Consider the following 22956-nt stretch of genomic DNA (forward strand, 5'->3'; position numbering starts at 1 on the left):
GGCTCAACGCTTGCCCGAGCGGCCGCCCGGCGAACGGCCCCCGCGCGCCATGGCCTTCGCCACATTCTTCGCCGCTGCCTTGGCCGCCGCCTTGGCGCCTTTGCCCCCGGCGACGATGACAGCGCCCTTGGGCAAGCCTTGCGGCGCCATGGGACGGCCCGGCCTGGCCGCGGAAGCACGCCTGGCGGCCTGGGAAGGCTTGGCGCCCGCTGCGGGTGTTCCGGTGGACGGCACGCGGTGGTCCGCCTCGAAGCCAGGCACCTCGTCGCGCTTCAGGACCTGGCGCGTCAGTGTTTCGATGGCGCGCAGCAGCTCCACTTCGTCCGCGCACACCAGCGATACCGCTTCCCCTTCGGCTCCCGCACGTCCGGTGCGGCCGATGCGGTGCACGTAGTCTTCGGCCACCGTCGGCAGGTCGAAATTCACCACCAGCGGCAGGGCCTGGATGTCGAGGCCGCGCGCGGCGACATCCGTGGCCACCAGCAGCTGCACCTCGCGCGCCTTGAAGCGTTCGAGCGCGCGCAGGCGTGCGGGCTGCGGCTTGTCGCCGTGAATGGCGTCCGCGCTGATGCCTTCCGCCTGCAACTGCGATACCAGCTGGTCGGCGCCCTTGCGTGTCTTCACGAAGACCAGCGCCTGGCCCCAGCGTTTGGTGCGGAGCAGGTGCAGGAAGAGCGCGGGCTTGGTCTTCTTGTCGGTCGTGTACACCATCTGGCGCACGGTGCGGGCAGCGGCGTTGACCGGGCTGGCCTGTACGGAAACGGGATTGCTCAGCAGCTTGCCCGCCATGGCGCGGATCGCGTCGGAGAAGGTGGCCGAGAAAAGGAGGGTCTGGCGTTCGGCGGGCAGCACGGCGAAAAGGGCATCCAGGTCCTGCGCAAAACCCAGGTCCAGCATGCGGTCCGCCTCGTCCAGCACCAGGGTTTGCAGCTCGCCGAAGTTTACGGCGCCCTGGCGGTGCAGGTCGAGCAGGCGGCCCGGCGTGGCCACCAGTACATCAAGACCCTTGCGCAGCTTGGCCAGCTGGGGATCGATGGCGACGCCGCCGTAGGCGACGGAACTGCGCAGCGGCAGGTTGCCGCCATAGCGGCGGAAGCTTTCGTAGACCTGTTCCGCGAGCTCGCGTGTCGGCGCCAGCACCAGGCAGCGCACCGATTGCGGCGCGGCCTTCCCGCCCTCCATGGTGAGGCGCTGCAGCAAGGGCAGGGCGAAGCCTGCCGTCTTGCCGGTGCCGGTCTGCGCGGCGGCGAGCAGGTCGCGTCCGGCCAGCACGGCGGGAATGGCCTGCTGTTGCACCGGTGTGGGCTTGTCGTAGCCCAGGGATTCCAGGGTGCGCAGCAGCGGATCGATCAATTTGAGTGCCTGGAAGCTCATTGGCAGGCCTCCTCCCACAGTTTCAGGGCCGCGTGCACCCGTTCGTCCGGCAGGCCGAGGGTCTGGTCGCCGACGTACCACTCCGTATAGCAGTGGTCCGGCAGCTGGGCGTGCATGACGTGGTTGAACAGCCAGATGCCGTGCTGCTGCGCGATGCGGTTGCGCAGTTCCAGCGCGCGCTCGCGGGCAACGGGCATATGAACATGCAGCATGTTCGCCTGGGGGCGGGCGGGATTCGGCGCCAGCCGGGAATAGCTGCGCAGCGCCTCGTAGAGCCACTGTGTGCGCGCGAAATATGCCGGCATGGCTGCAAGGCGCTCGTCGAGGTGCATGGCGGCGGAAACGACATAAGGCGTGCGGGTGAAGACGTTGCCTCCCTGGCGGCGGAACCACTCCTGCGCCCTGGCCACGAATTCCGCGCTGCCTGCCAGCAAGGCGCCGCCCATGCCGCCGATGCCCTTGTAGAGCGATACGTAGACCGAATCGAAACCGGTTGCCACGTCCTGGGGGCTGCGGCCATAGCCCGCCGCGGCTTCCCACAGCCGGGCGCCGTCCATGTGCAGGTGGGTGCCCGTCTGGCGCGCCCAGGCCTTGAAGGCGTCCAGCTCTTCCCACGAGGGAGCCTGGCCGCCGATTTCTCGCGCGGGGAGTTCGATGGCCACGGCGCCAAGCTTGTCCGGAATGGCCTTGATTTCGTCCAGCGTGAAAGGACGATGCGGGCTGCCCGTCTGCAGCGCATCGAAGTGGCCCAGCAGCTGATGATTGCCGCGTTCGTGCTTCAGGATGTGCGCCGTCGGGTGCAGGGCAACCAGCCTGCTGCCGCGCTCCATGCAGGCCAGGCGCAGGGCCGTGACCTGGGCCATGGTGCCGGTGATGCAGAACACGGCTGCTTCAAAGCCCAGAAGCTGCGCCACCTTGCGTTCCAGCGACTGGATCAGGTCACCTTCTCCGTACACGTCTGCCCGCACGCCATTGCGCTCGCACCATTCGGCCATGGCCGCGAAGCTCTGCGCAGGCGTGAGCTGCCGGTGGCCCGGCAGGATGGTATGGCATTGCTGGCGCAGTTCGGCGTCGGTCACGGGCTTCCCCCTCAATGAACTACGTGGACGTTGTGGAACTGGAGCGCGGCCAGGTTGGCGTAGATGCCGCCCATGGCCACGAGGGACTGGTGCGTGCCCATTTCGACCACTTTGCCGTCTTCCATGACGAGGATGCGGTCGGCGCGCTGCACGGTGGCCAGGCGGTGCGCAATGATGACGGTGGTGCGGCCGACCATGGCGGCTTCGAGCGCGGACTGCACCAGGCGCTCGGATTCCGCATCCAGGGCGCTGGTGGCTTCGTCCAGCAGCAGCAGGGGCGGATTCTTGAGCAGTGCGCGCGCGATGGCGATGCGCTGACGCTGGCCGCCGGAGAGGCGCACGCCGCGTTCGCCCAGGAAGGCCTTGTAGCCGTTCGGCAGGCGCTCGATGAATTCATGGGCCGCGGCCAGCTTCGCCGCCTGGATCACCTCTTCGTCGCTCGCGTCCGGACGGCCATAGCGGATGTTCTCCATCGCATCGGCAGAGAAGATCACCGTATCCTGCGGCACAATGCCGATGGCTTCGCGCAGGGTGTGCAGGCCGAGCTGGCGGATATCCACGCCGTCGAGGCGAATGGTGCCCTGCTGCGGATCGTAGAAGCGCAGGAAGAGCTGGAAGAGGGTGGTCTTGCCCGCACCGGACGGACCGACGATGGCGACCGTTTCGCCAGGGCGGATATCGAAGGACAGGTGCGACAGCGCCTCAGTTTCCGGGCGCGACGGATAGGAGAAGGTCACATCCGCCAGCGTCAGCGCGGCGCCATTGGCCGCGCGCGGCGGCAGCGGCAGCGGCTGGGCAGGCGGCTGGATCTCGGACTGCACCGACATCAGCTCCAGCAGCCTCTCGGTGGCGCCAGCGGCGCGCTGCGCCTCGCCCATCACTTCGGACAGGGCGCCGATGGAGCCCGCCACGATGGACGCGTAGAGAATGAACTGTCCCAGGTCGCCGCCCGTCATCGAGCCCTCCAGCACCGCATGGGCGCCCAGCCACAGCACGAACACGATGGCGCCGAACACCAGGACGATGGCGAGCATGGTGAGGAGGGCGCGGGCGCGGATGCGGCGCATGGCCGTGCCGAAGGCGTTTTCGACGGAGGACGCGAAACGGCTCGTTTCGATGTGCTCGTGGGTGTAGGCTTGCACGGTCGGCATGGCGTTCAGGATTTCGCCCGCCATGGCCGAAGCGTCGGCGATGCGGTCCTGCGAATCGCGCGAAAGCTTGCGCACGCGGCGGCCAAACAGCACGATGGGCAGCACGGTGAGCACCAGCAGGCCGATAATGATGGAGGAGAGTTTGGGGCTGGTCACGAACAGCATCACCAGGCCGCCCAGGAAGAGCAGCATGTTCCGCAGCGCCATGGAGATGCTGGAGCCCACCACGGCCTGGATCAGCGTCGTATCGGTGGTAATGCGGGACAGCACTTCGCCCGTCTGCGTGGTCTCGAAGAAGGCGGGGCTCTGCTGCACCACGTGGCGGTAGACGGCGCTGCGGATATCGGCCGTGACACGCTCGCCCAGCCAGGACACGGTATAAAAACGTGCCCCCGTCGCCAGGGCGAGCACGGCGGACACCGCGAACAGCACCAGGAACACCGTGTTCACATGCTCCACGCTGCGCACGCCCGCCGAGGCGCCAAAGCCCATGTCGATCATCTGCTTGAAGGCCGCGGGAATGGCCAGCGTGGCCCCGGCAGCGACAGTCAGGGCGATGGCCGCCATGACAAACTGCTTGCGGTAGGGCTTCAGGAAGGGCGCCAGGCCCTTGAAGGCGGCCAGGCTGCCTTTTTTCAGTTCGCGGGTGTCGCTGGGCGGATTGCTGTTCTGGGTGGCGGCGCTGCTGGTGGTGCTGTTGCTCATTATCTTGGTAGTCTTCTTGTCTCTACAGTTTCATGGGGCGGACGTAGCCCGTCAGTTCCAGATAGCCATGGCCGGCGGGCTGGCCGCCGCGCTGCACGGTGGTCGCACCTTCCCAGTACACGGCGCCCGTCGAGCGGCGCGAATCGAGCTCCTGGTCCTGCTGCAGCGGGGCGGCATCCCACACGGTGGCGCCGGTCACGATCCGGGTCGCAACCGGATACTCGGCATTGGTGCGGGGAGAACGCCAGCGCGCCTGCGGGGTGAAGCTGACCTGGTCCGGAGCGTAATGCGTGATCTTACCGGATGCGTCGCGCCATGTCGCGTGGGCCCATAGTTTACCACCTTGCCTGCTGCGGATCTGGAAAGCCATGAGGGCGCCGCCGTCGTCCAGGTTTGCGCCCAGCCAGTCCCAGCCCGCCGCCTGTTCGTCCAGCACCTGGCTGGACCACTCATGATCGAGCCACGTCTTTCCGCTCACCGCCACGCTGCGCCCCTTCATCGTGACCGTGCCCCTGGTGGCCAGCTGCGGCTTGCTATAGTAATAACTCGCCTGCCCGGGGCGCGGCCCTTTCTGGGAATAGCCATTCACACCATGCAGCAGAATGGGCTGCGTGGGCGTCAATGTGAGCTGCAGCGTGAATTCGGCGGCGCGGATATCCACGGCATAGCTGCCTTCCGGATTGCGCCACATGCGCCAGTCGTCCAGCTTCACGTCCGTATCGGCGGTCGCGGCGTAGGCGAGGCCGAAGCCTTCGCGGGCGCTGCGCTGGTCGTGCAGGAGCTTGCCGATGGCGGGATCGGATACCGCCGCGTGGCCGATGATGAGCTGTTTGGGCGCAAAGCGGCTGGGATTGTCCGCGTCGTGCGCCGTCGCGCTGCGGAAGAAGGTGACCTGGTAGCCGATGGACTTGCCCTCGGCCGTCGTGAGCCAGCCGGTGGCATACCACCACTCGGTGCGGAACTCCGGATGCGCGCCGAAGTCGCGGGGAAACGCGAGGGTGGCGCCGGGACGCACCGGCGCATAGGCGGGCGGCGCGGCGAGCAGCGGCTGGCACAGCACAAGAACGAGAAGCAGCAGGGCGCGCATTTACCAGTCCTCCCGCACGGCGCGAATGGGGCCGCCGGACAGCGCCTGCCGTCCCGATACCAGGGCCGTCACCATGGCGGCGGCCAGCAGCGCGGCGGCGACACTGCCCAGCAGCGGCCATGGGTAGTGCATCTCCATCGTCCAGTGGAAGGACTGGGGGTTTACGACATGCACGAGAATCAGGCTGATGAACCAGCCGAGCAGCAGGCCGGTGAGGATGCCGAGCGCCGTCAGCGAGCCGCCTTCGATGGCCAGGATGCCGAGCACCTGCCGCCGCGTGACGCCGACATGGCGCAGCATGCCGAACTCCTTGGCGCGCGCCAGCGTTTGCGCCGAGAAGGTGGCCGCCACGCCGAACAGGCCGATCACGATGGCGATGGCTTCCAGCAGATAGGTCACGGCGAAGCTGCGGTCGAAGATCTTCAGCGACAGCGCACGGATTTCGGAGGGCACGGCCACTTCGAGCGCCTGCGCGAAAGGCAGTCCTTTCACGGCGGCCTGCGCGTCGGCCAGCGTGGCGCCCTTGGCCAGCCACATGGCTGCATCGCTCACGTCCCGGTCGCCGGTGATGCGGGCGTAGTCGCTGCGCCGCATCTGGATGGCCCCCGTGGAGCGGGCGTAATCGCGCCAGATGCCCGCAACGAAGAATTCGCGCAGCGCGCCCTGGAGCGGCAGGCGCATGGTGGCGCCGGCATGCACCCCGTACAGGTCCGCCACCGCCTCCGAAACCCAGACGGGCGGCAGGCCGCGCGGTGCGAGCGCTTCGCCGACCATCACCATGGTCCGTTCCGGGTGGGCCGGATCGATGTCGCGCGCCAGCAGCGCGACATTGGGACGGTCGGCAGCGAGCGATATGGAGCGGAAGCGCATGAAATCGGTCCTGGCCAGCTGTGGCAGGGCGCGCAGCGCGTCCTGTTCGCGCGGCGTGAGGCCCGCCGTGGCGCCGCCGCCCGCGGTGCGGGCATACATGTCTGCGGGCAGCACCTGCAGCAGCCATTCGTCCACCGACACGCGGAAACTGGACACCATGATGGCCATGGCCACCATCAGGCTGAAACTGGACAGCACGCCGCCCAGCGCGATGCCCGCCTGGCCAGAAGCATTGGCCAGCCGCGCCAGGGTGAGCGAGGGCACGGGCGGCGCGGCGGGATGCGTGGCGGTCGCCGCCGTCCACCGTGCGTGGGCGAAGCGGAAGACCATGGAGGCGATACGCGGCATCAGCGCAATGCCGCCAACCAGCAGGAGGACAATTGACAGATAGCCGAATATGGGCAGCTCGAATACCGGCGGCAGCTGCGACATGCCTGCCGCCGCGGCGAGGCACAGCAAGGCGGGCCAGGCGCGGGAAAGCCGGGACAGGGCGACTTCGTCCGCTCCGGCCTTGAGGGCAATGGCAGGCGCCGCGCGCGCCGCCTCCAGCGCTGGCGCCGCGCAGCCAAGCAAGGCCACGCCGACGCCGAGCACGAAGTAGACGCCGGCCGCCACCGGCGTGAACTGGACTTCGGGGCGCACACCGGCGAAATAGCCGCCGCCAAGGTCGCCCCCGAAGAAGTGCAGGGCGGCGGCCGCCATCGCATAGCCTGCGGCGATACCGGCGGCGGCGCCCAGCAGGCCCAGGCTGAGCCCTTCGAGCAGGACCTGGGCCAGCAGGCTTCGGCGTTCCAGGCCCAGCACGCGCAGCAGGGCAAACTGGCTGCGCCGCCGCATCACGGACAGGGCCTGCGTGGAGAAGACGAGGAAGGCGCCGGTGAACAGGGCCACCAGCGCCAGCACGCTCAGGTTCACCCGGTAGGCGCGGCTCAATTTGCTGTTGCGGCTTTCCTGGTCCTCGTCGTTCGGCTGGCCAACGCGGAAACGGCCCGGGAAATCGCGTTCCAGCTCCGCGGCAAGCGCTGCGCGGAAGGCGTCGCGATTGACGCCATCGCGCAGTTTCAGGTCCACGCGCGACAGTTTTCCGAGCCGGTTGAAGCGCCACTGGGCGGCGCCGATATCCATGACGCCGATGCGCTGCCCAACGCGGGTGCGCTGCAGCGAACCGGCCACGCGCAGCGAAACGGGCTGGGTGCCGGACTGGAACAGCGCCGTGGCGCCAGGCTGCACGCCAAGCCAGGAGAGCGCGGCGGGCGAGAGAAAGACCGCATCGGCGGCGAGCGTGTCGAAGGAATCGCCATCGGCAGGAGCGCCGATCAGGTCGGGGGAAATGAAGCCGGCGCGGAACACGTCGAGGCCGATGATCTTGAGCGGCGGCTTGCCGCCGGGGCGGGAAGCGTCGAATTCAAGGATGGGAGAAGCCACCGCCACGGCGTCGCGCGTGGCCAGGCGCGGGTAGATGTCTTCGTCGAACAGCGCTTCCGCGCCGCTGACCTGCACGTCCGCCTGGCCGGAGAGGCTTTTGATGGCGGTCGAGAACTCGTTGAAGGCGGCGGCATTGATCAGGTGGATGGCAAAGCCCAGCGACACGCCGACGGTAATCGCAGCCACCGCCATCAGCGCACGCAGGGGATGGGCGCGCCATTCCCCGAACAGCAGCCAGCGCGTGAGCTTCAGCGGCATTCCAGCGCCTGGCGCTCGGCGGCGCGCCGGGCCTTTGTGCGCGCGGCCTCCATCGATTGCGGCGATGAACGGCGCACGTCCTCGTCCGCCCATTTGCGTTCGAGGGCCAGCTTGCCGCAGCGGCGCCGGTGGTCGGCAGCCTGCCTGTCATGGCGCGCATCTTCGCGCTCCTGCCGCGCCTCGCGCGCCTTGCGCTCCTTTTCGAGGGCGCCAGCCTCCTTCTGCATGCGCTTCAGGGCGGCCTTGCTTTCGGGATTGGCAGGCGGCGCATCCGGAACGGCCAGCACCGTGCCGGTGCCGCGCTCGCAAGGCGCTTCGCTGTAGGTGATCTTGCCGTCCACTGTGCATTTGTGGATGGTTTGCGCCTGCGCCGAAGCGGCAAGCAGCATGGCGATGGCGGCGATTACGGTGTGCATGGCATTCATCCCAGGATTTTTCCGGGATTCATGATACCCAGCGGGTCCAATGCAGCCTTGATGGCGCGCATCATGCCCAGCTCCACGGGCGACTTGTAGCGCGCCAGCTCGTCCCGCTTGAGGGCGCCGATACCGTGTTCGGCCGAGATGGAGCCGCAGAACGCGTGCACGGCATCGTGAACGACGCGGTTGACTGCCTCCTGATGAAGGAGGAAAGCTTCGTTGGCGACTCCGGGCGGCGGCGCTACGTTGAAGTGCAGGTTGCCGTCGCCAAGATGGCCGAAGCACACCAGCTGGCAGCCGGGGAAGGCCTGCTGCAGCAGTGGTTCCGTGTGTTCGATGAAGGCCGCAATGCTCGACACGGGCAGAGAGATATCGTGCTTGATGTTCTTGCCGTCCGCCGCCTGCGCCAGGGGAATATGTTCGCGCAATTGCCACAGGCCCTGAGACTGCGCTACCGTGGAGGCTACCGCCGCATCGGTGGCGATGCCTTCGTTGACGGCGGCACCCACTGCATCTTCGAGCAGGCCGACTGCATGCTGCGCCGACTCGGTGCTGGACAGTTCGAGCAGCACATACTGCTCGTGCGGTTCGCTGAAAGGCCGGGGCAGGGACGGGAAATGCTTCGCCACGAGCGCAAGGCAGTAGGCGGACATGAGTTCGAAGCCCGTGAGGCTGGCGCCGCAACGGTCCTGCATGAGGGCCAGCAGGCGCTGCGCCTGGGTGGGCGAGGGCAGCGCCACCAGCGCCGTGATGCTGGCCTTCGGCTTGGGGTAGAGCTTCAGCACCGCCCCGGTGATGATGCCCAGCGTGCCTTCCGCGCCGATGAACAGGTCGCGCAGGTCGTACCCTGTATTGTCCTTCCGCAGTCCGCGGAGTCCGTGCCAGATCTCGCCTTGCGCCGTCACCACCTCCAGGCCGAGACAGAGCTCGCGCGCGTTCCCGTAGCGCAGGACGGCCGTGCCACCCGCGTTGGTGGAGAGATTGCCGCCGATGGTGCAGCTGCCCTCGGCCGCCAGCGACAAGGGAAAAAGGCAGTCCTGGGCCGCGGCCGCCTCCTGCACCTGCTGCAGTATGCATCCCGCATCCACCGTCATGGTGCGGTTGAGCGCATCGATCACGCGGATCTGGTTCAGGCGCGCCAGCGACAGCACGACGGCGCTGCCTTGCCCATCGGGCACGCTGCCCAGCACCAGTCCCGTATTGCCGCCCTGCGGAACGATGGGCACGCGCGCCTCGGCGCAGAGCCGGACCAGGCCCGCCACTTCCTCCACGGAGCCCGGCCGCAGCACGGCCAGCGCGCGGCCCGTGAAACGCCCGCGCCAGTCGCGCAGGTAGGGCGCCATGTCCGCCTCGCTGTCGAGCACCCAGGCCCCGCCCAGCAGGGCGCGGCAGCGGTCGAGGAAGGATGCGTTCATCTCAGTGAACCTGGTTGATCTTGTCCAGCAGTTCCTTGGCCGCCTTGCGGGCGGCCTGCTTGTAGGGGCGAACGTAGAGGATGGCGCACACGAAGTACACGAGCACGATGCCCGCTTCCCCCCAGCCGAGCCATGGATGCGTCCTGTCGCTCCAGCCGCGCACCACGCCTTCCGTGAAGTAGAGCAGGATCATCATGGAGGTCCACTGCAGCGTGTAGAGGTCGCGCTTGATGACGCCCGCCAGCGGGAAGATCAGCGGGACGGCCTTCAGCACCATCCACGAGCCGCCGGGATGCAGCGGCGCGATCCACATTTCCCATGCCACGCACCACGCGATGAGCAGCACCAGGCTGCCCATTGCACCGTAATGGAATACGTCCTGCCTGCGCATCATTTGCCTCCCAGGCGCACGGCGGTTTCCGCCAGGCGTTTGCCCAGCGCGATGGCCAGGCGTTTTTCGTCGTCGGTGATGGGCTTCTTGCCTTCGAGGCCGGACCAGTGGCTCGCCCCGTACGGGCCGCCCCCGCTGGCAGTCGTCATCAGCTCGGGATGGCTGTAGGGCAGGCCGAGCACCATCATGCCGTGGTGCAGAAGGGGCACCATCATCGTGAGCAGCGTCGATTCCTGGCCGCCGTGCAGGCTGCCGGTGGACGTGAATACGCAGGCAGGCTTGCCGGACAGGGTGCCGGAAAGCCATTGCGCCGAGGTGCCGTCCCAAAAATACTTCATCGCCGATGCCATATTGCCGAAACGGGTGGGCGAACCCACCGCGATTCCCGCGCATTCCTCCAGGTCCGAGAGCTCGACATAGGGAGCGCCTTCCGAAGGCACATCCGGCTCGGTGGCCTCCGTCACGGTGGACACGGCAGGCACCGTGCGCAGGCGCGCATCGCAACCCGGAACGCTCTCGATGCCCTGGGCGATCAGCTCGGCCAGTTTGCGGGTCGAGCCGTGGCGGGAATAATATAAGACAAGAATTGTCAGGTTCGAATCGTTCATCATTGGTATTATAGGGCCGCACTACCAAAAACGAATACATGCTAGCCAAGTACTTTTCCCCATTCTTCACTTACGTCGCGCGCAGCTGCCACGCCGGCATTGCCGAATTGCGCGGCCTGTCGTGGAACGAAATCCGCGATCTCATGCTGTTTGCGCGCCGCCGCCTGCGCGAGGAAAGCCTGCCGCAGGTGGCGGGCGGCCTGACTTTCACCACGGTGTTTGCCCTGGTGCCGGTGCTGACTATCGCGCTCGCCGTGTTCACCACCTTCCCGATGTTCAAGACCTTCCGCACCTCGCTGGAGGCCTACTTCATCCAGGGCGTGATGCCGACGGCGATCTCGAACACGATCCTGAACTACCTCACCACCTTCGCCTCCAAGGCCACGCGCCTTTCCGCCGTGGGCGCCGTGACGCTGATGCTCACGTCGGTGGCGATGATGGGCATGATCGAGCGCGCCTTCAACCGCATCTGGCGCGTGAAGGCCGAGCGGCGCTGGACCAAGCGCATTCTCGTGTACTGGGCGCTCATCACGCTCGGCCCCTTGCTGGTGGGCGTCTCCATCACCCTGTCCACGCACCTGTTCAGCGCTACCACGAGCCTCGTGGGCGACATTTTCGGGCAGCTGTTCTATACGATTCTGTCCGTGGTGCTGGCGACGGCGGGCTTCACCTTCCTGTACATCTCAGTGCCCAACCGGGTGGTGGACTGGCGCGACGCAGTCTGCGGCGGCATGCTGGCCGCGGTGGCATTCGAGCTGGCCAAGCGCGGTTTCGCGGTCTTCATCACCCAGTTCCCGACCTATTCCCGCATCTACGGCGCGCTGGCCGCGCTGCCGCTCTTCCTGCTGTGGGTCTACCTCTCCTGGCTCATCACCCTGGTGGGCGCGCTGCTGACGGCGGCGCTGCCGGTCGTGAAATATGAACGCTGGTGGCATGAGGCCGTGCCCGGCGGCGCCTTCGTGGACGCGATGGCGGTTCTGCGCGTGCTGCACGTGGCCAGCGAGCATGGCGACACGGCGCTCGTGAGCGCCGCCTCCATCCGTGCCCGCACCCGCCTCGGCTTCGACGAAATGGAGACCCTGCTGGAACAGATGCAGGCCCAGGGCTGGGTGGGCCGCGTGAAGGTGGAAACGCCGCCGCGCGTCCAGTTCGGGAAGCGCGTGAGCGAGGGCGGCGACAACTGGGTGCTGCTCGCGAATACGGACAAGCTCACCCTGGCCGATGTCTACCGTGTCTTCGTCTTCGGAGGCATGGCGGTCAACGCGGGCGTTGCCTCCGAAGACGAACGTGACCGCGAGGCCACGCGCGAAGCCGCGCGCCTGGCCCGCGAGGTGGAAATGGCGGTCGAGACAGGCCTGGGCCGTACGCTGGCGGACCATTTCGGCCCGCTCGACGGACGTTAGCGCAGGAAGGCTGCCAGGGCGTCCAGCACTGCGTCCGGCTGCTCGGCCATCATCTGGTGGCCGGCATCCACGGTCACCTGCCGCGCATGCGGTATGGCCTCCATCAGTCCCCGTGCCGCTTTGGGCGGCGTCATCATGTCCTTGCTGCCCAGGATGAAGAGGGTGGGGCACTGTACCGAACGCGCCGCCGCATCGCCGTTGGCGTAAGCATTGCAGGCTGTGAAATCGCGGTGGAAGAGCCGGTCGGGATTCAGCGCGGACATGCGCTCCATGAGCCGCTGCGATCCGCCCAGCACCGAGAACCCCGGACCCGGCGACGAAGGCTTGTGCGCAATGCTCGAATGCGACCAGGCGTTGACCATGCGGATGGCGGATGGCTCGTCGTTCAGCGCAGCATCCAGCAGCGCGCCGGACACTTTCATCGGCCATGTCGTGCCGAGCAGCGCCAGCTTGCTCACGCGGTCCGGTGCGCGGAAGGCCGCTTCCAGTGCAATCAATGAACCCATGCTGTGGCCCGCCAGCGCGGCTTTCGCCACGCCTGCCGCATCGAGAACGCCAAGCAGCCAATCGGCCATTGCCTCCACCGTGTCCAGCGCCGCGCCCCTGCTGCGGCCGTGTCCCGGCAGGTCCACCGCCAGCACGCCGAAGCCGTGGTGCGCCAGATAGCGGGACTGCAGGGCCCACACGGAATGGTCGTTCTGCGCGCCGTGGATGAAGACCACCGCAGGCAGGGAGGCGTCGAAGGGCTTGCCGCCCGTGTAGCAGTAGGTATGCTGGTCGAGCTGCATCATGCGCCTTTCTGCGATGCCTTGAGGCCGCGCGCCAGGTCTTCGATCAGGTCCTCCGCGTTTTCCAGGCCCACGGAAAGGCGCATGGTGCCTTCCGCGATGCCGGAAGCCGCCAGCTGTTCCGCGGGAACCCGGAAATGCGTGGTGGAGGCGGGATGGATCACCAGCGATTTTGCGTCGCCCACATTGGCCAGGTGCGAGAACACCTTCAGGCTCTCGACAAAGCGCTTGCCTGCCGCACGCCCGCCCTTGATGTTGAAGGAGAACACCGCGCCGCAGCCTTTCGGCAGCAGCTGCCGGGCCAGCGCATGGCCGGGGTGGTCCGGCAGTTCGGGATAGGCCACCGATTCCACGGCGGGCTGTGACAGCAGGAATTCCACCACCTTGCGCGTATTGGCCACGTGCCGGTCCATGCGCATGCCGAGCGTTTCAACCCCCTGCAGGATGGCGAAGGCGTTGTGAGGGCTCATGACGGCGCCGAAATCGCGCAGGCCTTCGCGGCGCGCACGCAGTGAGAAGGGCGCCACGGTCGACTCTTCCGCGAACACCATGCCGTGGAAGCCGTCGTACGGCTCGCACAGCTCGGCGAAGCGGCCCGTCTTCTCGTAGGCTGCCTGCCAGTCGAAGGTGCCGCCGTCCACCAGCAGGCCGCCGATGGCCGTGCCATGGCCGCACAGGAATTTGGTGGCGGAGTGGAATACGAGATCGGCGCCGTGGTCGAAGGGCCGCAGCAGATAGGGCGTGGTGAAGGTGCCGTCCACCATGAGCGGAAGATGGTGCTCATGCGCGATGGCCGCAACGCGCGGAATATCCAGCACGTCCAGGCCGGGATTGCCCAGCGTTTCCGCGAACAGCACCTTCGTTTCGGGACGGATGGCAGCGCGCCAGGCATCGATATCGCACGGATCGACGAAGGTGGTCTCGATGCCGAAGCGTTTCAGCGTGTAGGAGAGGAGATTGTGCGAGCCGCCGTAGAGCGCGCGCGATGCCACGATGTGCGACCCCGCCCCGGCAATGGTGACAAGGCCCAGGTGCATGGCAGCCTGGCCGCTGGCCGTGGCAATGCCCGCCACCCCGCCTTCCAGCGCCGCGATGCGTTCCTCCAGCACCGCATTCGTGGGGTTGGTGATGCGCGAGTAGACGTGGCCCGCGCGTTCCATATTGAACAGCGCCGCCGCATGCTCCGCATCGCGGAAGGCAAAGGAAGAGGTGAAGTGGATGGGGGTGGCGCGCGCGCCGGTTGCCGGATCGGGTGCGGCGCCGGTATGTAGCGCCAGCGTGTCGAAGCCGGGCGATTGAGGTCCGCTCATGGCATGTCTCGTCTGTTTATTCTGGTGGGGCGATGCTACCGCCTTCCGCCAGTCCTGCAAAGTGTTGCATATATGATTATGCGCAATGCTGGATTTTTAATTCGGCTTAGGCTACATTTCCTGATAAGGCTTACAATAAAACAAACTCCCATTCACAGCGGACAGGACGGCCATCATGAAAGTCTCCGAAATTCTCCAGGTTAAAGGCAACATCCTGTACACCATCACCCCGGACCAGCCGCTGGTGGAGGCGGCGAACACGATGGCTGAAAAGGATATCGGCTCGCTGGTGGTGATGGAATACGGCGATCTGGTCGGCATGCTGACCTTCCGCGAAGTGCTCAAGGCGCTGCACGCGAACCAGGGTTCCGTGGGGGGAGGCACGGTGCGCAAGCACATGGACGACCATCCCATTACGGTGACGCCGGATACGGAAGTGAACGAGGTGCGCCGCATCATGCTGGAAAAGCACGCGCGCTACCTGCCTGTGATGAATGCCAAGACCCTGCTCGGCGTGATTTCCTTCTACGACGTGGCGCGTGCCGTGCTCGAAGCGCAGAGCTTCGAGAACCGCATGCTCAAGGCCTACATCCGCGACTGGCCGGCGGAGGAAGACCAGGCCGCGAACTGATTGGTCAGGCGGCGCCCTGCAGGGCGTCGTTCGCCAGCCATTCGTCCAGGGTGTCCGCCGCCATTGGACGCGCAAACAGGAAGCCCTGCGCCAGCGGGCACCCAAGAGCGTACAGGATCTGCGCCTGGCGCTCGTCCTCCACGCCTTCCGCAATCACCGTCAATCCCAAATTCTGCCCCAGCTGGATCACCATTTCGGCGATGCTGCTGCCGCGCGCCGAACCCGTGATTTCGGTAACGAAGGCGCGGTCGATCTTCAGCCGGTCGATCTGCAGGCGCTGCAGGTAGGAGAGGGAAGAGAAGCCGGTGCCGAAATCGTCGATGGCGATGGTGACGCCGGTCTGCTTGATCTGGGCCAGCATCTCGATCAGCAGGTTCGGCTCTTCCATGGCCATGGATTCGGTGATCTCCAGCTCCACATATTCGGGCGGCGCGCCGGTATCGGCCAGGGCGCGGCGCAGCATGTCCAGGAACTGCGGGTGCCGGAACTGCACCTGCGACACGTTGACGGACATGGTGAAGTCCTGATGCCCCGCAGCCCGCAGGGCCACCAGTTCGCGCAGCGCGGTGCGCATGACCGTTTCGCCGATCTCGATGATGAGGCCTGAATATTCGGCAATCGGAATGAAGCGGTCGGGCGACACGAACTTGCCGTCCGGCGTGCGCCAGCGCAGCAGGGCTTCGGCGCCGATGGGGCGGCGCGTGAGCAGGTCCATCTGCGGCTGGTACATCACGAACAGCTCATTCTGGGCATAGGCCTTGCGCAGCGCGTGCATCATGCGCACCCGCTCGCGGATCTCCACACCCATGCTGCGCGTGAAGTAGAAGTGGCCCGCGCGCTGCTGCGACTTGGCGCGCTTCAGGGCGATATCCGCGTCCTTCAGCGCGTCCGACCCATTGCCATCGTGTTCGCACAGGCGCACCAGGCCAAGGGTGGCGGAAAGGCGCACGTCCTGGCCTTCGATGCTGAAGGGGCGCTGGAACAGTTCGAGAATCGCCTCCGGATGCACCTGGGACGCGTCGCCCAGCACGCCGAAGATGTCGCCGCCGATGCGGGCGACGGTCAGCTGCTGGCCAAGGCTCGTTTGGAGGCGGTTGGCCACTGCCACCAGCAGGGTGTCGCCGAACTCGTGGCCCAGCGCGTCGTTGGTTTCGGCGAAGTGGTCGAGGTCCACCAGCGACAGGGTGGCGTCGTCGCGCGCGGGACCCGACAGCGTGGCGTCCAGGATCTCGATCAGGCGCGTGCGGTTGGGCAGCTTCGAGAGCGAATCGTAGAAGGCTGCCTTGTGCAGGTGGGACAGCAGCTCCACGTTGTCGAGGCCCACCGCCACGTTGGCGCAGAAAACTTCCAGCAGGCGGTCTTCCAGTTCGGTCGGAGGGCGCGGCATGAGCAGCCAGGCAACGAAGACGCGGCTGGATTTGCCCGCGAAGTACAGGGCCAGCGCGTCGCCCGTGTAGACATTGCGGCGCTGCGCGACCGCCTGGGCCATGCCTTGCACCACATGCGCTGCGCTCGACAGGGGATCGCGGCTGCCAAGGTTGTGCAGGCTGCCCATGGCGGCCAGCACTTCCAGCGCGCTGCAATCGTCGTCCGGGCAGTCCTGCACGCACAGCACGCCATTGGCCTGCTGCCCCAGCAGGCTCGCCGCCTGCGAGAGCACGCCCGCGGCGAAATTGCGCACGCCGTGCAGGGCCATGAGCTCCGTGCCTGCGTGGACAATCTGGTTCAGGCCCCGGCGGCTGTCGCTGATCTTGCGAATCTGCTCGTAGGAGCGGATGGCGGCCGTCACCGTGGTGTACAGCTTGATGCGCGTGAGTTCGGACTTGGTCTTGTAATCGTTGATGTCGAAATCGCGGATGGCGTCGATTTCGGGCGCATAGCCCGGCTGTCCGGTGCGCAGGATGATGCGCACATCGCTCAGCTTCAGGATTTCGCGGATATGTCGCACGAGGTGCAGGCCGGCATCGTCCTGCTCCATCACCACGTCCAGCAGGATCACGGCGATATCGTGCTCGTACTGGAGCATTTCCCTTGCCTGGGCTGCCGAATAGGCGTGCACGAACTCCAGCGGGCGGCCTTGCATTTCAAGGCTGCCGAGAGCGAACGTCGTGGTCGAATGCACGTCCTCATCGTCGTCGATGATCATCACCCGCCACACATGGCGCGGTGTGCCGGCTGGGGCCGGAACCGGGCTTTCATCCAGGAATACCAAATCGTCCTGATCAGGCATGGGTCACTTCTCTCCAGATAGCTTGGTGTTCCTTGTAATGGAGTATATAGCGGAATGCTGGCCGGAACGTATGTTTCTACTAAGAAAATTGCCTTTTGTTGCGAGAAGTTCTCGCTGGTTTAGCAACTCCGAAAGCGGTAGAATGATTGGTTTCAGCGCAAATTTCGAAATTATGTCTGGCAATTCCTTCGGCAAGCTCTTCTCGGTCAGTACTTTCGGCGAATCCCACGGTCCGGCCATCGGCTGCGTGATCGATGGCTGCCCGCCCGGCCTGGCGCTGTCGGAAGCGGACATCCAGCCGGAGCTGGACCGCCGCAAGCCGGGCACCTCGCGCCACGTAACGCAGCGACAGGAACCGGATGCGGTCCAAATCCTGTCGGGCGTCTACCAGGGCGTCACGACCGGCACGCCGATTGCGCTGCTGATCAAGAACGAGGATCAGCGCAGCAAGGACTACGGCAACATCGCCGAAAGCTTCCGTCCCGGCCACGCAGACTACACCTACTGGCACAAATACGGCGTGCGCGACCCGCGCGGCGGCGGCCGTTCCTCGGCGCGCCTGACGGCGCCGGTGGTGGGCGCGGCGGCCATTGCGAAGAAATGGCTCAAGGAGCACTATGGCACGGAGTTCTTCGGCTGCATGCGCCAGCTGGGCGACATCGAAGTGCCGTTCCAGGACTGGGCCCACGTTCCATCGAACCCGTTCTTCGCAGCGACGGCCGACGCGGACCTGATCGCGCGCATGGAAAGCTATATGGACGAGCTGCGCAAGGCCGGCGACTCCATCGGCGCGCGCATCGACGTGGTGGCGACCAGGGTGCCGGTGGGCCTGGGCCAGCCCATCTACGACAAGCTGGATGCCGACATCGCCTACGCCATGATGGGCATTAACGCCGTGAAGGGCGTGGAGATCGGCGCAGGCTTTGCATCGGTGGCCCAGCGCGGCTCCGAGCATGGCGACGAACTCACGCCGCAGGGCTTCGCCAGCAACCACGCGGGCGGCGTTCTGGGCGGGATTTCGACGGGGCAGGACATCACCGTATCCATCGCCATCAAGCCCACCTCGTCCATCCGCACGCCGCGCCGCTCCATCGACAAGGAAGGCAATCCCGTGATGGTGGAGACCTTCGGCCGCCACGATCCCTGCGTCGGCATCCGCGCCACGCCGATTGCGGAAGCCATGCTGGCCCTGGTGCTCATGGACCACGCCCTCATGCATCGCGCCCAGTGCGGCGATGTGCGCGTGAACACCCCGGATATCGCCCGCCGCTAAAGTCTGTTGCTCCCGCGCCCGCGGGAGCCTATACAATGCCTGCACAAGCTGTCAGTTTCGCGCTTTTCCTCTTCTGCTATTACGCCCACGCTGGCACTTTCTCCACCTACGCCAGCCTGTTCTTCGCCGCCAAGGGCATGAGCGTGGCGCAGATCGGCGTTCTGATGTCGCTGATCCAGGTCATGCGCATCTTCGGTCCGAATGTCTGGGGCTATGTGGCCGACCATTCCGAACGCCGCGTCTTCGTGCTGCGCCTGACGGGCATTGCGGCGCTGACCGCATTATCCGGCTTCTTCTTCGGCACCGCCTTCGCGCACCTGTTCGCGGCCATGGTGCTGCTGAATCTCTTCACGAGCGCCCAGGGACCGATCTGCGAGGCGCTGATGATGTCCGAAATGCGGGGAGACCTGAGCTACTACGGGCGCATCCGCCTCTGGGGCTCGATCGGCTTCATTCTCTCGGTGATGGGCGCGGCCTTTGTGCTGGACCAGTACGGGGTACTGGCCTTGCCGTGGGTGGCGGGCGCCTTGCTCGTATGCGTCCTGCTGGCCGCGCTGCGCCTGAAGGAGGTGCCGCGCATTCCCCATGCGGGGCCGCCGCCGGTGCTCATGCAGGTGCTGCGCAAGCGCGAGGTGCAGATGTTCTTCCTCTCGACAGCCCTCATGGTCGCGGCGCACATGGCCGTCTACACCTTCTATTCGCTGTACCTTGAGCGGCACGGCTACAGCAAGGCCGTGATCGGGGCCATGTGGTCGCTCGGCGTGACGGCGGAAGTGCTGCTGTTCTACTTCCAGGGGAACATGATGCGGCGCTGGGGCGCGCGGAAGATGATGTACCTTGCGCTTGGTGTGGCGGCGCTGCGCTTCGCCATGATCGGCAGCCTGGCCGATTCGCTGGCATGGCTGGTGGTGGCCCAGGTGCTGCATGCGGCCACCTTCGCGCTGCATCACTCGGCAGCCGTCACCACCATGCAGCGCTGGTTCGCGGGCCCATTGCAGGCGCGCGGCCAGGCCTTGTATATCAGCCTGTCCTACGGCCTGGGCGGTTCGCTGGGGAGCCTCTTCCTCACGCGATGCTGGGAGAATCTGGGACCCGCCTCCGTGTACTACGTGGCGGCAGGGCTGGCGGCGCTGGCTGCGGCGGCGGCAATGCTCTGCTTCCGCTTCCAGCGCCTGGACGCTTGATCAGGCGGCGCGGCTGCTCAGGGTTTCGAGCTGCTGGCGGCGTTCCACCGTCTTCACCACCAGCGCCCGCATATCGTTCAGCAGGCCGAACTCGGTCTGGCTAAGCTGGATGGGCGGGAAGGACTCGTCCCAGTCGCCATACAGGAAACCGGCAGGCTGTCCGTTCGCCGATAGCGGCAGGATGACGAAGCTGCGCGCCGTCGCCAGCGTGCCTTTCCACCATTGCGGCAATTTTGACGCGAACTTGCCGTCGCGCGCGTTCTCGATGAAGATCACGCGGTCGCTGCTCAGGGCAGCGTGGAAGACGTTCGGTTCATAGGCCTCGTCGAACACCATCTGCGGCATGAGGTCGCGCACGCCCTCGCCGAAGCTCATCTTGGCTGCATACTGGCCGTCGCGGCGGCTGCGCACGAAGGCCACGGCGCGCGAGAAGTCCAGCCCCTTGTAGACGATTTCCAGCGCGGCCGACACCATCTGGCCCGGGCTGGCCGCATCGGCCATGTCGCGCATGTCGGCCAGGCCGCGCAGCAGGATCTTGTTGCCCGCGGCGCGCTGGCGCGTCTTGGCCAGGGCCTTGGCGCGGCGCTCGGCAGGGCGGGACAGCGGAGCGATGGAAAGGTCGGCCGCGGCTGCGGCGCGCGCATGGCCGATAGCCGTGTGCATCTTGTCCGGCGCCACGCCCACCATGCCGGAGTAGCGCTCCGCCAGGCGCGCCACTTCGGCGGCGCCGGCTTCGTCGTCGTTCCACAGCGCGGCGGCGCACAGGCGCGAAAGGGTGGAGACACCGGCGATCCAGTCCGCGTGGCTGAGCTGCGCGCCATCGGCGGAAGGCTCCACCGTGCGCATGCCCGCCACCAGGTTCTTCGGCAGGCCCCAGTGTTCGGCCGTCGAACGGCCGATCTCTTCGAGGGTGATGCCCAGCAGTTCCAGCGAGGCCATGTCTTCGCGCCCGATGCCGGTGCGCTGCTGCATGCGCGCCCAGACCTCGGGCATGTAGAAGGTCACCATCATGCGGCCCAGGGTATGCAGCATGGAGCACACCACGGCTTCCTCGGCATGGCGGCTGGCGGCGCTGGTGGCCACTTCGCGCGCCACCATCCCGGCCAGTACGGCCTTCTCCATTTCGATGTGGGCGAGGGTGGTATCGGGCGAGGCGACGGACAGCTCCTCGATCAGCTTCAATCCCAGCGCCAGGTGGCCGATGGCCTCCGTGCCCAGCACCAGCACCGCCTTGGTCACGGTGTTCACGTGCTGGCCGAAGGCCGAATACATGCTGCTGTTTGCAAGGCGCAGCACCTTCTGCGTGAGAACGGGATCGGAGAGCACCGTTTCCGTCATGCTGAATTCACTGTCGTCTTCGCCGCGCATGGCGCCCAGGATGGAGCTGATGGCCTTGGCGAAGGCCGGCATGTCGCCGCGGCTGCGCGTGCGTTCCCACAGCAGGGCGAGCGTCTGTTCGCCGGGAGAGGTATCGGAGTCGAATGGCATGTTCATTGGGCCACCTGTCGCAGTTCTTCAGGCAGCAGGCTGGCGTAAGTGCTGTCGCGCAGCGCCGCTACCGCCACGTTGGCGGCCATGGGCTTCCCGGTCAGGAAGCCCTGGATATAGCGGCAGCCGCGCTCTTTGATGTAGTGGAGCTGTTCTTCATTCTCGACGCCTTCGGCCACCACGGACAGGTCCAGGTGCTTGGCCAGGTCGAGCACTGCGTTGCAGATCGCCGCGTCCTTCTGGGACGTGGGCAGGTCGCGGATAAAGGCGCGGTCGATCTTCAGTACGGAGATCGGGAAGCGCTTGAGGTAGGCGAGCGAGGAGTAGCCCGTACCGAAATCGTCGATGGCGATGCGCGCCTTGCGCTCGGCCATCTTGGACAGGATCACTTCCGCGTGGACCGGGTCGATCATCAGCGTACCCTCCGTAATCTCCAGCACCAGCTGTTCGCCGGACAGGCCGGAGAAGGCGATGGCATCGTCCAGCACTTCCAGGAACTTATCGCTGCGGAACTGGCGCGGACTGATATTGACCGAGATGTAGAGCGGGCGCTTGGCCGTTTCCTGGAACTGCTTGAGCTGCACGCAGGCCGACTTCAGCGCCCAGGCGCCGAGCAGGCTGATAAGGCCATTGGTCTCGGCGATGGGAATGAAGCGCGACGGCGGCACCATGCCCAGGGTAGGGTGCTTCCAGCGCATCAGGGTCTCGAAGCCCTCGATCTCGCGCGAGCGCGCGTCCACGATGGGCTGGTAGTACAGCATGAATTCGCCCTCGCGCACGGCCTGGAACATGGCCGCCTCCAGCGAGATGTCGTGTTCCGGCGGCCCATTGTCGCGCGGGCTGTACACCAGGCTGCGCGCCTTGCCGGTCTGCTTGGCGCGCGACATGGCCGCATCGGCCATGGCCACCAGGCGGATCTCGTCTTCCGCGTGTTCGGGATAGACCGATACGCCGATGGAGGCGCCGATATAAATAGTGTGGCCCTCGATCTCGAAGGGCGACTGCAGGGTGGCCAGCAGGCGGCCGGTCACCAGCTTGATCTGGGCGTCGTTGAAGGTGCCGGGCAGGATGGCCACGAACTCGTCGCCGCCCACGCGCGCCAGGGTGTCGCTGTCGCGCAGCGTCTTGCGTAGGCGGGCGGACGCCATGCGCAGCACGGCGTCGCCGATGGGGTGGCCAAGGCCGTCGTTCACCTTCTTGAAGCTGTCCAGGCCCACCGTGGCCACGGCGAAGCCCTGGCCGGAGCGGCGCGCCTGGGCGATGGTCATGCGCAGGCGGTCGGACAGAAGCAGGCGGTTGGGAAGCTCGGTCAGCGCGTCGTGCGTGGCCATGTGGCGCAGGCGTTCTTCGGTAGCGTGCTGGGTCGTCATGTCCCGGCCCACCACGAGCAGCTCGCGCACACCCGCCGCGTTGGCATAGGCCGAGATGCGAAGTTCGAACCACACTTCCAGCTCGCCGCAGCGCAGGCGGGTCTCCACCCGGCTCACGGGCTGCACCTGCATCACGTCCGTCAGCGCGCCTTTCAGCGTGCCCTGGTCGAATTCGCAGACGAGGGAGGTGAGAAGCTGTCCACGCAGTTCCTGAGCCTGGGCCAGGGCCGCAGCGCTGCGCCGGCTGGCGAACAGGATTTGTCCCGCCATGTTGAGGCGGAACACGACATCGCCAGCCTCTTCGAGCAAACTGTCGAATTCGGGCCGCGGATCATTCGCCGGAACGGGGTGGCTGGACTGCATCGCTAGTGAAACTTTCGGTTATTGCCGTGGGTCAAGGAAAAACAAATGTATCACCGAACTGACATTTATTCATGAAAAAAGACAAATTCCCCTTAAGTTACCCGAAAAAAGTTGTTGGCGTGCGGCAATTCTGC

18 protein-coding genes are annotated in these 22956 nt (G+C 66.3%); 4 read left to right on the forward strand and 14 right to left on the reverse strand.

The window, feature by feature from the left end; genetic code table 11:
* Positions 1-3: 3 nt before the first annotated feature.
* Genes LSQ66_RS08285 through wrbA form a run of 9 tightly spaced genes read right to left on the reverse strand, consistent with a single transcriptional unit; the run spans position 4 to position 10782 of the window.
* Complete coding sequence (locus tag LSQ66_RS08285) at positions 4-1374, reverse strand: DEAD/DEAH box helicase (protein ID WP_231769314.1); 1371 nt, start codon at positions 1372-1374, stop codon at positions 4-6.
* Positions 1371-2453: a threonine aldolase family protein gene (locus tag LSQ66_RS08290; protein ID WP_231769315.1), complete on the reverse strand. Its 1083-nt coding sequence runs from the start codon at positions 2451-2453 to the stop codon at positions 1371-1373. The genes LSQ66_RS08285 and LSQ66_RS08290 overlap by 4 nt, the downstream gene beginning before the upstream one ends.
* 11 nt (positions 2454-2464) lie before the next feature.
* Entirely contained in the window at positions 2465-4309 is a 1845-nt protein-coding gene (locus LSQ66_RS08295; protein ID WP_231769316.1) for an ABC transporter transmembrane domain-containing protein, read from the reverse strand.
* Between the two features lie 22 nt (positions 4310-4331).
* Positions 4332-5396: a lipocalin-like domain-containing protein gene (locus tag LSQ66_RS08300; protein ID WP_231769317.1), complete on the reverse strand. Its 1065-nt coding sequence runs from the start codon at positions 5394-5396 to the stop codon at positions 4332-4334.
* Entirely contained in the window at positions 5397-7949 is a 2553-nt protein-coding gene (locus tag LSQ66_RS08305) for an ABC transporter permease (protein ID WP_231769318.1), read from the reverse strand.
* On the reverse strand, positions 7940-8365 hold the full coding sequence (locus LSQ66_RS08310) for a DUF4124 domain-containing protein (RefSeq protein WP_231769319.1): 426 nt from the start codon (positions 8363-8365) through the stop codon (positions 7940-7942). Before LSQ66_RS08310 ends, LSQ66_RS08305 begins: the two co-directional genes overlap by 10 nt.
* A 5-nt stretch (positions 8366-8370) precedes the next feature.
* Positions 8371-9783: an FAD-binding oxidoreductase gene (locus LSQ66_RS08315; protein WP_231769320.1), complete on the reverse strand. Its 1413-nt coding sequence runs from the start codon at positions 9781-9783 to the stop codon at positions 8371-8373.
* A gap of 1 nt (position 9784) precedes the next feature.
* Entirely contained in the window at positions 9785-10177 is a 393-nt protein-coding gene (locus LSQ66_RS08320; RefSeq protein WP_231769321.1) for a DUF2069 domain-containing protein, read from the reverse strand.
* Positions 10174-10782, reverse strand: a complete 609-nt coding sequence (gene wrbA, locus LSQ66_RS08325) for an NAD(P)H:quinone oxidoreductase (protein WP_231770073.1) — start codon at positions 10780-10782, stop codon at positions 10174-10176. The genes LSQ66_RS08320 and wrbA overlap by 4 nt, the downstream gene beginning before the upstream one ends.
* A gap of 38 nt (positions 10783-10820) precedes the next feature.
* On the opposite strand from wrbA, the gene LSQ66_RS08330 reads away from it, so the two are divergent.
* A complete protein-coding gene (locus LSQ66_RS08330) occupies positions 10821-12185 on the forward strand; it encodes a YihY family inner membrane protein (RefSeq protein ID WP_231769322.1) in 1365 nt (454 codons plus the stop codon).
* Here the strand turns inward: LSQ66_RS08330 and LSQ66_RS08335 are convergent.
* Both LSQ66_RS08335 and LSQ66_RS08340 read right to left on the reverse strand, forming a co-directional pair.
* Complete coding sequence (locus tag LSQ66_RS08335) at positions 12182-12973, reverse strand: alpha/beta fold hydrolase (protein ID WP_231770074.1); 792 nt, start codon at positions 12971-12973, stop codon at positions 12182-12184. The two genes, LSQ66_RS08330 and LSQ66_RS08335, sit on opposite strands and share 4 nt — an antisense overlap.
* Complete coding sequence (locus tag LSQ66_RS08340; RefSeq protein ID WP_231769323.1) at positions 12973-14283, reverse strand: O-acetylhomoserine aminocarboxypropyltransferase; 1311 nt, start codon at positions 14281-14283, stop codon at positions 12973-12975. Before LSQ66_RS08340 ends, LSQ66_RS08335 begins: the two co-directional genes overlap by 1 nt.
* Before the next feature lie 175 nt (positions 14284-14458).
* Between LSQ66_RS08340 and LSQ66_RS08345 the strand changes: the two genes are divergently transcribed.
* Positions 14459-14914, forward strand: a complete 456-nt coding sequence (locus LSQ66_RS08345) for a CBS domain-containing protein (RefSeq protein WP_231769324.1) — start codon at positions 14459-14461, stop codon at positions 14912-14914.
* A 4-nt stretch (positions 14915-14918) separates the two neighbouring features.
* Here the strand turns inward: LSQ66_RS08345 and LSQ66_RS08350 are convergent, their stop codons facing one another.
* Complete coding sequence (locus LSQ66_RS08350; protein ID WP_231769325.1) at positions 14919-17144, reverse strand: EAL domain-containing response regulator; 2226 nt, start codon at positions 17142-17144, stop codon at positions 14919-14921.
* Between the two features lie 172 nt (positions 17145-17316).
* Between LSQ66_RS08350 and aroC the strand changes: the two genes are divergently transcribed.
* Complete coding sequence (aroC, locus tag LSQ66_RS08355) at positions 17317-18417, forward strand: chorismate synthase (protein WP_231769326.1); 1101 nt, start codon at positions 17317-17319, stop codon at positions 18415-18417.
* A gap of 35 nt (positions 18418-18452) precedes the next feature.
* Positions 18453-19601, forward strand: a complete 1149-nt coding sequence (locus LSQ66_RS08360) for an MFS transporter (protein WP_231769327.1) — start codon at positions 18453-18455, stop codon at positions 19599-19601.
* On the opposite strand, the gene LSQ66_RS08365 is transcribed toward LSQ66_RS08360, so the two are convergent.
* Together LSQ66_RS08365 and LSQ66_RS08370 are read right to left on the reverse strand one after the other, a co-directional pair.
* Positions 19602-21095 carry an HDOD domain-containing protein gene (locus LSQ66_RS08365; RefSeq protein ID WP_231769328.1) on the reverse strand — a complete coding sequence of 498 codons (1494 nt, stop codon included), beginning with the start codon at positions 21093-21095 and terminating at the stop codon, positions 19602-19604.
* Positions 21092-22744, reverse strand: coding sequence for a putative bifunctional diguanylate cyclase/phosphodiesterase (locus tag LSQ66_RS08370; protein ID WP_407659584.1), 1653 nt, complete (start codon positions 22742-22744; stop codon positions 21092-21094). The genes LSQ66_RS08365 and LSQ66_RS08370 overlap by 4 nt, the downstream gene beginning before the upstream one ends.
* Positions 22745-22956 lie beyond the last annotated feature (212 nt).

This window comes from Massilia endophytica, from assembly GCF_021165955.1.
GTDB classification, from domain to species: Bacteria; Pseudomonadota; Gammaproteobacteria; order Burkholderiales; family Burkholderiaceae_D; genus Rugamonas; species Rugamonas endophytica.